This is a genomic window from Leifsonia xyli subsp. cynodontis DSM 46306 (assembly GCF_000470775.1).
GTDB lineage: Bacteria > Actinomycetota > Actinomycetes > Actinomycetales > Microbacteriaceae > Leifsonia > Leifsonia cynodontis.
In genome coordinates, this window is sequence record NC_022438.1 from 1258910 (window position 1) to 1271722 (window position 12813).

At 70.0% G+C, this 12813-nt stretch carries 6 protein-coding genes; all 6 read left to right on the top strand.

The genetic code is table 11. The annotated features are described in order from the left end of the window. Window positions 1-40: 40 nt before the first annotated feature. Entirely contained in the window at window positions 41-1408 is a 1368-nt protein-coding gene (locus O159_RS05960) for a serine/threonine-protein kinase (RefSeq protein ID WP_407929758.1), read from the top strand. Beyond that, window positions 1381-7320, top strand: a complete 5940-nt coding sequence (locus O159_RS05965; protein ID WP_021754850.1) for an Ig-like domain-containing protein — start codon at window positions 1381-1383, stop codon at window positions 7318-7320. Before O159_RS05960 ends, O159_RS05965 begins: the two co-directional genes overlap by 28 nt. Before the next feature lie 95 nt (window positions 7321-7415). Beyond that, window positions 7416-8387, top strand: coding sequence for an AAA family ATPase (locus O159_RS05970; RefSeq protein ID WP_021754851.1), 972 nt, complete (start codon window positions 7416-7418; stop codon window positions 8385-8387). After that, window positions 8384-9724, top strand: coding sequence for a DUF58 domain-containing protein (locus O159_RS05975; protein WP_021754852.1), 1341 nt, complete (start codon window positions 8384-8386; stop codon window positions 9722-9724). The genes O159_RS05970 and O159_RS05975 overlap by 4 nt, the downstream gene beginning before the upstream one ends. Beyond that, on the top strand, window positions 9721-12030 hold the full coding sequence (locus tag O159_RS05980; RefSeq protein ID WP_021754853.1) for a transglutaminase TgpA family protein: 2310 nt from the start codon (window positions 9721-9723) through the stop codon (window positions 12028-12030). The genes O159_RS05975 and O159_RS05980 overlap by 4 nt, the downstream gene beginning before the upstream one ends. Next, window positions 12027-12608 carry an FHA domain-containing protein gene (locus O159_RS05985; RefSeq protein ID WP_043993565.1) on the top strand — a complete coding sequence of 194 codons (582 nt, stop codon included), beginning with the start codon at window positions 12027-12029 and terminating at the stop codon, window positions 12606-12608. Before O159_RS05980 ends, O159_RS05985 begins: the two co-directional genes overlap by 4 nt. Window positions 12609-12813 lie beyond the last annotated feature (205 nt).

A 12813-nucleotide genomic window follows, 5' to 3' on the forward strand; every position in this document is an offset into this window, starting at 1 on the left:
CTTGCCTTCCCAGCCGCCGAATCTTCCTGGCTTCTCGTTCGTGAGAGTACTCGGTTCCGGTGGCTTCGCCGATGTGTTCCTGTACGAGCAGAACCTGCCTCGGCGTCAGGTCGCGGTGAAAGTCATGCTGGCCGAGGTGGTGACGAGTCAGGTCAAGCAGATGTTCCAGGCCGAGGCGAATCTCATGGCCAAGCTGAGCACGCATCCCTCGATCCTCACGGTCTATCAGGCGAGCGTCTCGGCGGACGGGCGCCCGTATCTCGTCGTCGAGCTGTGCTCCGCGGAGATCGGGCAGCGCTACCGCACGGACCCGCTTCCGGTGACCGAGGCACTGGCTGTCGGCGTGCGGATCGCGAGCGCTGTGGAGACCACCCACCGTGCGGGTGTGCTGCACCGGGACATCAAGCCGTCGAATATCCTGAGCACCGCCTACGGGCATCCGGTGCTGAGCGACTTCGGGATCGCGGCGACGCTGACGGAATCAGCTGTCTCCGGGGCGCTCGGCCTGTCTATTCCGTGGTCGGCTCCCGAGGTTCTGCTCGACGAGACGAGCGGGACGATCGCGAGCGAGGTGTGGTCGCTCGGCGCGACGATATACTCGCTGATCGCCGGCCGGTCGCCGTTCGAGCTGACGGATAAGGACAACACCTCTGCCGAGCTGATCCAGCGCATCACGAAGGGACAGCCACAGCCGATCGACCGGCCGGACATGCCTCCACAGCTGGAGCAGGTGCTGCTGCGCGCGATGGCGAAGAGACCGGCTCAGCGGCAGCGGAGCGCGCTCGAGTTCGCGCGTGAGCTGCAGATGGTCGAGGCGGAGCTCGGGCTGCTGCCGACGCCGATCGAGGTCGCGATGGACGATTGGGCGCTCGCCACCGCCGACGACCCCGAGGACCGCACCCGTGTCAAAGGTATGATGGCGACCGAAACCGGGACGGCCCGGCGACGCCGGAGCGTTCCGGGCGTGGCCGCCGTCCGGATGCCGGTTCTGGTTCCCCGGCAGCGGGGAACCGCGTCGAGCGGGTTGCGGGCGGCGCCGGCGTGGCCCTCCCGAGCACTGGTCGCGGCCCTTGTCGTCTGCTCGGCGCTGGCCGTCGGGCTGGCCATCGTCGCCGGCGTCGTGATCATTCGAGCGGGAGCGTCCGAAAGCGTCCCGACGGTCCACGACCTGAGCGGACGGGTCTCCGGCGGGATGATCGTGTTCGCGTGGAGCGACCCGGGCCTCCAGGACGGCGATGTCTACGAGGTGGCTGTGGACGGCCATCCGCCGAGCAGCCAGCACATCATGGAGTTCCGCGTGGATGCCCCAGCGGGTGAGACCGTGTGCGTCACCGTGAGGGTGAACCGCGATGGCCGCACGGGCCAGCCGAGCGGGGAGAAGTGCGTGCAGCGGACGGACTCGCCGTGATCCGCGCCTGGCTCACGGCGCACAAGTCCCTCGCGGCGACAGTCGTGAGCGGGGCCGCGATCACAGCCCTCGTGACGACCCTCGCGGTGGTCTCGGGCGGGTACAGCGCCCAGCGTCTCCAGATCGGCGACGCTTCGGTGTGGGTCGCGAGCGATGCGAAGAAGTCGCTGGGGCGGGCCAACACCGAGATCGGCCGGCTCAACTCGATCGTCTCGGGCGCCGGTGAGGCGCTGGATGTGGTGCAGAACGGGGAGAATGTGCTTCTGCTCGACCGTGAGGCGAACACCGTTGCGGTCGTCGATCCGGCGACGGCGGAGGCCGGCGAGCCCGTCGCTCTCCCACCGCGCTCGCCGCAGGTGCTCGTCGCCGGGGGCAGAGTCGCTCTGCTCTCGCAGGCGACGGGGCAGCTGTGGCTGACCAGCGTCGGTCAGCTGTCGACATTCGCTCCGGGCTCCGCGGCGACGATGGATCTCGGTGGGCGTGCGATCGCCGTGATGGACCCCGCGGGTGTACTCTACACCTACCAGCCCGGCGCCCGGACTGTCACCCGTGTCGATCTCGGCGGCGATCAGCCCGCGACGACGATCGGAGTGCCCGCCTCCGGGGACGGCGCGAATGCCCAGCTCACCACGGCCGGCGGGCAGTGGGCGGTGTTCGACCCGGACGCCCGGGCTTTGTGGCTGCCGGGGCGCAAAGTGGAACTCGCCTCGCTGCTCGGCGACAGCAGCGGCGCCGTGGTGCAGCAGCCGTCGGGCGAGAGCACAGCGGTGTGGATCGCGAGCTCCGGCGGTCTGCTCCGGGTTCCGCTCGACGGTTCGGCGCCCCGGCGGGTGCTCACGGCGGTGTCCGGAACGCCGGTTGCGCCGGCCGTGTCGCACGGCTGCGCGTACGCGGCTTGGGGGAGCGGCACGGTGTTCCGTTCCTGCTCGGACGACGGCCCGGGGCAGCGCTCGACGATCGAGCGGCCTCCGGGTGGGGGCGCGCTCGTCTTCCGCGCGAACTGGGGCCGGCTGCTCCTGAACGACACCCGCTCCGGCGTCGCCTGGGCGGTCCAGAACGGGAACGCGCGCATCGACAACTGGGACGAACTGGTCTCGCAGAAGAATACGAAGGAGCTCGTCGACCAGACCCGGCAGGACACGACGCCGCACTATGAGAAGCGGGAGCAGCCCCCGGTCGCGGTGGCCGATCGTTTCGGGGCCCGCCCGGGCCGCGTCACACCGCTCCCGGTGCTCCTCAACGACTACGACCCCAACGGCGATGTTCTGACGATCGACTCCGTCACGGCCGTTCCCGAGTCGCAGGGAACGCTGGAGCTGACCAACGCGGACCAGCAGGTGCAGATCGCGCTGTCGGCCACCGCATCCGGCTCGATCGCCTTCGACTACACGATCTCCGACGGACGGGGCGGCACCGCGACCGCCCACGTCATCGTCACCGTCCGGGGCCCTGCCGACAACTCGCCTCCGCTGTGCGTGCGGACCGCGAAGGCTGTGGTGCAGGCCGGCGGTCGGGTCGCCACCCCGGTGCTCGGCGACTGCTACGACCCCGACGGCGACTCCTTCTTCCTCGCCGGGGCGACGGTGCCGGAGCCGGACACGGTGACGTTCACTCCGCAGGGGCAGGTCGCTTTCTCCGACCACGGTCTCGGCGGCGGAGTCAAGGACGTCTCCCTCGTGCTCTCGGACGGCCGTGCGGAGGGCAGCGGCCAGCTCGCTGTGACCGTGCAGCCGCCGGGCCAGGTGCCGATCATCGCCGACCCGTTCGCCGTGGTGACCTCCCAGAGTCAGGAGGTCATGGTCCGGCCCCTCGACCACGTCCGCGGCGGCAACGGGACGGTCCGCCTGAGCACTGTGCCCAGCAAAGCGGACGCGACGATCACGCCCGACTACCAGGGCGGCACGTTCCGCTTCGCGTCTGACCAGCCGGGGGCCCACACCATCGAGTACTCGGTGACGGACGGCACCGAGACCGCGACCGGTGTGATCCGCATCGAGGTCCGGCCGTCCCTCGGAGCGAAGACCGCGCCGATCGCTGTGCCGCACACGGCGTTCATTCGCGAGCAGTCTGCCCAGGACGTCGATGTTCTCTCCACCGACATCGACCCCTCCAGCGGGGTGCTGCTCGTCACGAGTGTGTCCGGCCCTCTTCCGTCGACCGGCATCCGCGTCCAGGTGCTCCAGCAGCGCACCCTGCGGGTGACGCTCACCCGCGCCCTCGCGCAGCCGGTGGACTTCCACTACCGGCTCTCCAACGGCCTCGCCGACGCCGAAGGCACGGTCACCGTCGTCCAGCTGCCGGCGCTGACTGTGCGTCAGCCGCCTCTCGCTGCGCCCGACTCTGTCGCGGTGCGCGTGGACGATGTGGTCGACATCCCCGTGCTCGCGAACGACGTCCAGCCCGATGGCGGCAAGCTGACCCTCGACCCGGCGCTCGCGACGCCGCTGCCCTCCGGCGCGGGACTGCTCTTCGCCAGCGGCGATCATCTGCGCTACTTGGCCCCGTCGAAACCGGGCAACTACACCGCTGTCTACCGCGTCACCGGCGAGGACGGACAGTGGGCGACGGCAGAGGTCGGCATCGCGGTGCGGGAACGCGATGAGTCGGCGAACAATCCCCCGGTTCCGAAGACGGTCACGGCGCGCGTGCTCGCCGGTGACACCGTGCGGATCGCCATCCCCCTGTCGGGAATCGACCCGGACGGCGACTCCGTCCAGTTCGTCGGGCAGGAGACGAACCCGCAGAAGGGCGCGGTGATCGCTTCCGGGCCGGATTGGCTCGATTTCCGGGCCGGCGATTACGCTGCGGGGACGGACTCGTTCACGTATGCGGTGGTGGACGCGCTGGGCGCCCGGGCGACCGGCGCTGTCCGTGTCGGCATCGCGCCGCGGGCCGGGGGCGCGCACAACCCCGTCGCCGTCGAGGACGACGTGACGACGCGGCCGGGAAAGACCCTGAGCGTCCAGGTGCTCGGGAACGACAGCGACCCGGACGGGAGCCCGCTGTCCGTCACGGCGGTGACCTCGCTCGACAAGAGGGCCAGGGCGCAGACCCGGGGCGACATCGTCGTGGTGGCCGTGCCCCGGGAGGCGGGCGCGTACGGGTTCCTGTACACGATCCAGAACGACCGCGGTGGGACGAGCCAGGCCTTTCTGCGCGTGATGGCGGACAAGAACGCCCCTCCCGCGCGGCCGATCGTCACCGATACGACGCTCGAACTCTCGGACATCCTGGGGAAGGACCGGGTATCGGTCAACGTCCTGTCGAACGTGTTCTTCGCGGACGGCCCGGTCAGCTCGCTGAAGCTTTCGATCGTTCCGGGGTACGGCACGAGCGCCGAGACCACGGGGGCCGGCCGCATCCGGGTGACGATCCGCGCCAAGAGCCAGGTCATCCCGTTCAGCGTGGCGAACCCCGAGGACGGATCGTACTCGGCTTATGGCTTCGTGCATGTCCCCGGCTACGACGACGCGCTGCCGCAGCTGAGGCGCGGTGCCCCCGACCTCTCGGTGGTGAGCGAGAAGACGCTCACCATCCACCTGAACGACGAGATCGTCGCGGTCGGCGGAAGGACGGTGAGACTGACCGACGCGGCGACGGTCAGGGTGACGCATTCCAAAGGCGCCGACCCCGTGGTGAACAGCGACACGTTGCAGTTCACCTCGGCGAACCGCTACTTCGGCCCAGCGTCGATCTCCTTCCAGGTCACGGACGGATCGAGTGCCACCGATCCGAAGGGGAACGTCACGACGATCGTGCTGCCGATCGATGTGACCCCGCGCGAGAACCAGCCCCCTATGTTCACGGGCGCGCTCATCGACTTCGAGCCGGGGCAGTCCAAGACGATCGACCTCACGAAGCTCACGAGCTATCCCTACGCCAAGGACCTGACAGAGCTCACTTACAGCGTCCAGGAGCCGCGTCCGGCGGGAGTGTCGCTGTCGCTCTCCGGTCAGAAGCTGACGATTGGAGTGGCTGCGGGGGTGGAGAAAGGCACCAAACCCGACATTCTGATCGGGGTGAAGGACGCGGTGAAGACCGGCCAGCCCGGCCGCATCGAGCTCACCGTGGTGCCCTCGACGCGCCCGCTCGCGAGTCCCCAGCCCGATCGGGTGATCGCCCCGCGCGGTCAGACCACGACCGTCGACGTCCTGGCGAACGACGCCGCGACGAACCCGTTCCCGAACCAGGCGCTGCGCACGATCGCCGTGCGAGGCCTGGGCGGGAGCCTTCCGGCCGGGGTGACCGTGACACCGAGCGCAGACAGCTCCGTGCTCGCGGTCGCGGTCGCGAGCACGGCTGCCCCGGTGGACACCACGCTCCAGTACGAGGTCATGGACGCCACGGGAGACCCTGAGCGTTACACCTGGGGCTCCGTCGTCATCTCGGTGCAGGATCGGCCCTCACCGGTCTCGAACGTCCGGGTCGCCGCCATCGGGGATCGCAGCCTCACCCTGAGCTGGATTCCGGGTTCTTTCAACAACGCGCCTATCACGGGGTTCGAGGTGACCCAGACGCGGGCCGCCACGGGAGCCATCGTGTCGACCACCAGCTGTCCCACCACCGTGTGCGTCATCCCCACGCCGGGCAATGGACCAGACGACGCCGTCACGCTCAGCGTCCGGGCCAGGAACGCCCTCGGTCTCTCCGATCCCACAGCCTACGTCGAGCCGGTCTGGTCGGATGTGGTCCCGAACGCGCCGACCGGCCTCTCCGCCTCGCCGCTCGACCACGGTCTGCGGATCAGCTGGACGAAGCCGGCCGATGCCCCCGGGGCTAGCCCGATCACCTCGTACGCCGTGACCGTCGGCGGCCTCATGAGTACGGTCCAGGTCTCCGGCGCGGATGCCGTCGGCTCCCCGTACTCCCTCAATGTCACCGATCCGGGAATCGCGAACGGCGCCGCGCTCCCGTTCAGCGTGGCGTCGCGGAACGGGTTCTACCGGGGCCGCACGATCTCCAACCAGAGCACGGGCAGCGCTGTGCCCGCGGGGGCGCCGGCGCTGACCGGAGTCGCACCCGTCGCGACACCGGACACAACCGATGGCACGAGCGCGACGCTGACCTGGTCGTCGGTCTTCGGCCAGAACGGCAGAGCCATCGGCGCCTACTACGCCGGGGTGTTCCAGGACGGTGCGCCGCCGAACTGCTCGGTGACCGGTGTGCAGACGGGCAATCCGGTGCTCCACACCGATCCCGTGTCGGGATCGTTCCAGCGTGTCACCGGTGCGTACGCCACCTTCACCGGACTGCTCCCCAACCACTCGTACAGCTTCGTCGTCTACGCCGACAACGGTCAGGGGTGTACGGCCTCGGCCGTGGTCAGAGCCACGCAGCGTCAGCAGCCGGGAAGCGTGAGCAGCCTCCAGATCCTCGGTCCAGCGCAGAACGGCGCCACGAACACCTGGGACTACTCCGCTTCGGTCGGCTACGCGCCGGGCAGCGGCTCGAACCCGACTGTCTCCTACCAGCTGCTCAGTGGCGGTGCGGTGGTCGACAGCGGGACGCTGAACGGAACGAAAGGGGTTCTCTCGGGGACGAACGGCCAGCACTACGGGATGGACCTCACGGTGCGGATCACGAGCGTCTGCGAGACCTCACCGGACGGTTCGCAGCTGTGTACTCCCCAGAGCGCGTCCCACAGCATGGGGACAGCGGTCAGCGCGGCGATCGACAATCCGCGCTACGCCCCGGAGAGCCGGACATTCACCTGGACGGGCTGGCCGACCGGAAGCGGCTACGACCGCGTCGAGTACAGCTGCGACGGGAGCACCCAGCGGGAGATGCCGGCTCCCGGACAGGTCGCTGCCTGTACGGTCCCTCCGGGCGTCGAACTCCCGGCGCTCACGATCATCGTCTCCGCCAACGGCGGCACCTATCGGTACACCACTCCCGCATCGAGCATGCAATGATCGCGACAGGGCATAATAATAATAATAGTGAAGCTTATAACGGCGGCTCTGTTAACCCCGACGACCCGCTCCTCACCTCCGAGAGAGGCCACCCCATGACCATGACCTCCGAGCAAGCCAGCTGGTTCGCAGGCGTGTTCGAGCAGCTTGTGCAGAACATCGATCGCGTGCTGCTCGGCAAGACCCACGTCATCCGCCTGGCGGTCACCGCGCTGCTCAGCGAGGGCCATCTGCTGTTGGAGGACTTTCCGGGAACGGGCAAGACATCGCTCGCCCGGGCGATGGCCGAGAGCCTGCGGGGCACGACCAATCGCGTGCAGTTCACCCCCGACCTGCTGCCCGGCGACATCACAGGCGTCAACGTCTTCGACCAGCGGACCGGGACTTTCGAGTTCCACCGTGGGCCGATCTTCGCGAACGTCGTGCTGGCGGACGAGATCAACCGGGCCTCGCCGAAGACGCAGTCGGCGCTGCTGGAGGTCATGGAGGAACAGCAGGTCACAGTGGACGGCGTGCGCCATCCCGTCGAAGCGCCGTTCATCGTCATCGCCACGCAGAACCCGATCGAACAGGCGGGAACCTACCGGCTGCCCGAAGCTCAGCTGGACCGGTTTCTGCTGAAGGCCTCGATCGGCTACCCGGACCACGAAGCCATGCTGCGCATCCTCGAGGGCGCGGGTCGGCGGGTGCACGAGATCGTCGTGCCGGAAGTGATCTCGGCGGCCACCGTCGCGAAGATGGCCGGGATGGCGCGGAGAGTGCATGTGGACGCGACCATCAATGACTACGTCTCCCGGCTCGTGGACGCCAGCCGGAACGCCGACGAGATCCGGCTCGGTGTCAGTGTGCGCGGAGCCCTCGCGCTCATCCGAGCGGCGAAGACCTTCGCTGCCGCGTCCGGCCGCTACTATGTGACGCCGGACGATGTGAAGGCCCTGGCCGAACCCGTGCTCGCACACCGCCTGGTGCTCGACCCGGAGGCCGAGTTCGACGGTGTCACCGCCTCCAGCGTCGTCGGCCAGTTCCTGATCGAGGTGCCGCCGCCGAGCGGTCGGGCCGCCGTGTGAGCGCCACGGCCGGCCGCACCCAGGCGACACTCACGAACGCACGGGCCCGCATCGTCGGCGAGCGCGAAGGTGTGCTCGCCGACGTCATCGTCGGGGTGGTGCGGACCGGTTCGGCGGCCGGCCACGGAATCGCCGCCGCCGGGCGGATCGGCGGTGTGGTGACGCCGCTCGGCTGGTCGCTGGTCGCCCTGGCGGCGCTGGCGCTCCTCTCCGGCTACCTGTTTGGCTGGGTGGAGGCGGTGGCCGCGGGCTGGACAGCGGTCGCTCTCGTGACCACCGCTTGTCTCTCCCTCGCCGGCCGGATCGCGTCTGACGTCTCCCTGCGGTTGCCCGCCGACCGCGTCGTCGTGGGGGACCGGCCACCGGTGGAGGTCACCGTGCGGAACCCGGTGCGCCGCCGGCTGCACGGTCTGCGCCTCGAGGTGTCGGTCGGCCCGGGGCTGACGGAGTTCGCCGCGCCAGCGCTGGCGGCGGGGGAGGTGTACTCGGAGGTCTTCGTCGTCCCCACGACCCGCCGCGGGATCGTCCCGATCGGCCCAGTGCGGACCGTGCGCGCCGACCCGGCCGGGCTGCTCCGGCGCGAACTGGTGTGGGCGGACTCGCTCGATCTCTTCGTGCATCCGCGCATCGTCGCCATCCCGAGCATGAGCACCGGGTTCGTGCGCGACCTGGAAGGAGCGCCGACCCGCGACCTGACGGCCAGCCATATCGCCTTCCACGCTCTGCGGGAGTACCTGCCGGGGGATGAGCGCCGCACCATCCACTGGAAGAGCACGGCCAAGACCGGCAACTATATGGTCCGTCAGTTCGAGGAGACCCGGCGCAGCCACCTGCTGGTGGCGCTGAGCCTGTCGGCGGCCGACTACGCGAGCGAGGAGGAGTTCGAGCTCGCCGTGAGCGCCACCGGCTCGCTCGGCGTGCGGGCCATGCTCGATTCGCGGACGGTCTCGGTCGTCGCGAGCGCAGAGACGCCCGACTTCGCGAAGCGGATGCTGGTCGGCGCCCGCCGCATCAGCACGGTCGGGCGCGGCCCCCTGCTGGACGATCTCGCGGGCGTGGAGCCGACCGAGTTCGCGCTGCGCCTGCCCGGGCTTGCTCAGGTCGCCGCCGAGGACACCGCCGGGGCCTCCCTCGTCTTCCTCCTCTGCGGTTCCACGCTCGGCGCTGCGCAGTTGCGTGCTGCCGCGGCCCACTTTCCGCCCGGGATGGAGGTGGTGGCGATCGTCTGCGGTGCGGGCACGGTCCCCTCGCTGCGGCGCGTGGCCGATCTCAGCATCCTCAGGATCGGCTACCTGGAGGATCTCCAGCGCAGTCTCGCGAAACGGCTCGCGACGTGAGCGCCCCGCGCGCGATCGGGCGTGCGGCCGCTGTCGACACCGTCTTCGCGCTGGCGGCGGTGAGTCTCGCCGCGTGGTCGTTCTGGCCGGTGTACCAGTCGGCTGCGTTCGTGGCCATGCTGGTCGTCACCGTGGCCCTGGGGGGTGCGGTCGCGGGCGCGGGTGCGGCGTTCCGGATTCCGAGCATCGCGCTGGCAGGGCTCATCGTGGGGGTCTTCCTCGCCGTGGGCGTCCCGCTCGCCGTCCCCGCGGAAGCGACCGCCGAGGGGACGCTGCCGACCCTCCCCGGATTCCTGGACCTGGTGCGGGGAACCTGGCTGAGCTGGAAGCAGCTCGTCACCATTTCGCTCCCGGTCGGCTCTTACCAGGCTCTGCTCGTGCCCGCGTTCATCCTCGTGCTGCTGGGGAGCGCGGTGACGCTGACGATCGCGCTGCGATCGAAGACGCCGGAGCTGGCGGCGCTCCCGCCGGTCGTGGTCCTGATCGGCGGCATTGCGCTCGGCTCTGCGGCCGAGCCGGTCCCGCTCTGGCTCGTCCTCGCGCTGTTCGGGGTGCTGCTCGCCTGGCACATCGCCATCCGGCTCCGCCGCCGCGCCGCGGTGGTCGGCACGCTGCGCGAGCAGAGCGGGCTCACGGTGGAGCCACCGCGCGAGCGGCGCTCGACGGCGGCCCTCACCGTGACAGGGGCCGCCGTCATGCTCGGCGGCGCGGCCGTCATCGGCGTGGCCGCGACAGCGCTTCTCCCCCCGCAGGCCGAGCGGCAGGTCGTCCGCAGCTTCACGGAGCAGCCCTTCGACCCGCGGGCGTACCCGAGTCCGCTGAGCGGTTTCCGCTCTTATCTGGAGCCGGCGAAGGTCCGTGCGCCGATGCTGAGCGTGACCGGGCTCCCCGCCGACCGGCGGCTGCGCATCGCAACGCTCGACACCTACGACGGCGTCGTGTACTCGGTGGACAGCGGCGGGGCGACGAGCGCCTCCGGGTCCTTCGCGCGCGTCCCGTACCGGCTGGACCAGTCCGGTGTGAACGGAACCGCCGCGACGATCACGGTGACGGTGCGCGGTTACCGCGGCCCGTGGGTCCCGGGAACCGGGCAGCTGGAGCAGATCACCTTCCTCGGCCAGGACGCGAACCGGCTCTCTGGCGCGTTCTCTTACAACGCTGTGACCGGGACCGGCGCATCCACCGTGGTGCTCCGCAGCGGCGACACATACCGGGCTGACTCCGTCGAAAAGCCCCTGCTGACGGCGACCCAGCTGGAGAGGGCGCAGCCAGGGCCGGACAGCGTGCCACGCCCGGCCGTGGTGCCCGACCAACTGCACGCACTCCTTCAGAAGTACACCGCCGGCGTGTCCGGCGCCGGGCCGGGACTCGCCGCCGCTCTGCGCGGTATCGCACGGGACGGCTATTTCTCGCACGGCATCGGCGCCAGCGAGCCCGCGAGCCGCTCCGGTCACGGCGTGGACCGGATCGCGGAGCTGCTGACCGACATCCCGATGCTGGGCGACCAGGAGCAGTACTCGGTGACGGCGGCGCTCCTGGCCCGGCAGCTGGGCTTCCCCGCCCGCGTCGTCGTCGGTTTCGTGGCCCCCGAGGGCTCGGGCGACGCGGTCACCCTCACCGGGTCCGACATCTCCGCGTGGATCGAAGTGCAGACAGCGGAGGGCTGGGTGAGCGTGGATCCCACCCCGCCCGTCCGCCCCGTCCCGCAGAAGGAGCCCGATCGGCCCACCGAGATCTCCCGCCCGCAGACGAATGTGCAGCCGCCGGTGGACGAGAACCCGCAGCAGAACGACGACCCGCCTCAGGCGCAGGTCGACCCGAGCCCCCCGCCGCCGAACCCGTCGCTGGAGGCGCTGCTCGGCAGCCTGACGATCGCCGGCTGGTCGCTGCTCGCGGTGGCCGTCTTCGTCGCACCGTTCCTCGCCGTGATCGCGGCCAAGTGGCGGCGGCGGGCGCTCCGCCGGCGGGCTCCGACAGCGGCCGGGCGGATCGTCGGCGGATGGCGCGAATTCGCGGACGCTGCTGTGGACCACGGCTATGACCGGCTGCCGTCGGCCACCCGTGTCGAATTCGCGACGGCGGTCGGCGGCTTCCGGGCTGCCGCTCTCGCGAACGTCGCCGACCGCGCGGTGTTCAGTCCGCTCCCGCCGACTCCGCAGGAGGTGGACAGCGTCTGGAAGGCCGTCGACGACCTCCGGCGACAGCTGAAGAAGCGCGACACGCGCTGGAAGCGGCTGCTAGCGGCGATCTCGCTGCGCTCCCTCGGCTACCGTGGAAGGAGCGCAGAGAGGAAGAGCGGGCGATGACGTGCCGGGTGTGTGAAGTGGGGCTCACCGAGGGGACGCTGTTCTGCGGCAATTGCGGGAGCTCGGTCACCGCGTCGCGCCTGCGTGCCCCGCAGGTCGCGGACCCGCGCCCCTCGGACACCTCGATCGTGCAGCCTCTTCCGAAGCCAGCCGTCGCCGGTCCGTTTCCCCGTCCTGAGCCCGGCGACGATGGCCTCCCTCCGACCGAGGCCATGCCCGTTGTCCTGGTGGAGGAAGCCCCACCGGCCGTGGCCCTCCCGTACACGCTCAGCTTCTCGACCGGAGAGAGCGTCGTCGTGCGGGGCAGCGGGCTCCTGGGCCGCCGCCCCATCGCGCAGCCCGGTGAGCAGGTCGATCAGCTCGTCATCCTCTCGGACCCGACGCGCAGCGTCTCCAAAACCCATCTCCAGTTCGGTCTCGAGGGCGCCGACCTCTGGATCTGCGATCGCTACTCCGGCAATGGCACCGTCGCCCGTCCCCTCGGCTCCGTCGCACGTCAGTGCGAAGCCGGCCGTCGCTACCGCGTCACCCGCGGCACCCGCGTCGACATCGGCGACCAGTGGTTCGACGTGAGCTGATCCCTCACCTCAGCTTGTCTCCGTCCAAAAGGGAGGAGATTTGCTGCCCCCCTCGCCGAATCTCCTCCGTTTCCTGCCTTCCAGCTCGATTTCGGCCGATTCTCCTCCGTTTCCGACCCCGGGAGACGGTGAGCGGTTTAGTTCCCTTTATTGGCAAGGAATTGATGGGTGTAGTCCCCACATTACTACCCACATAGCCCGGTGA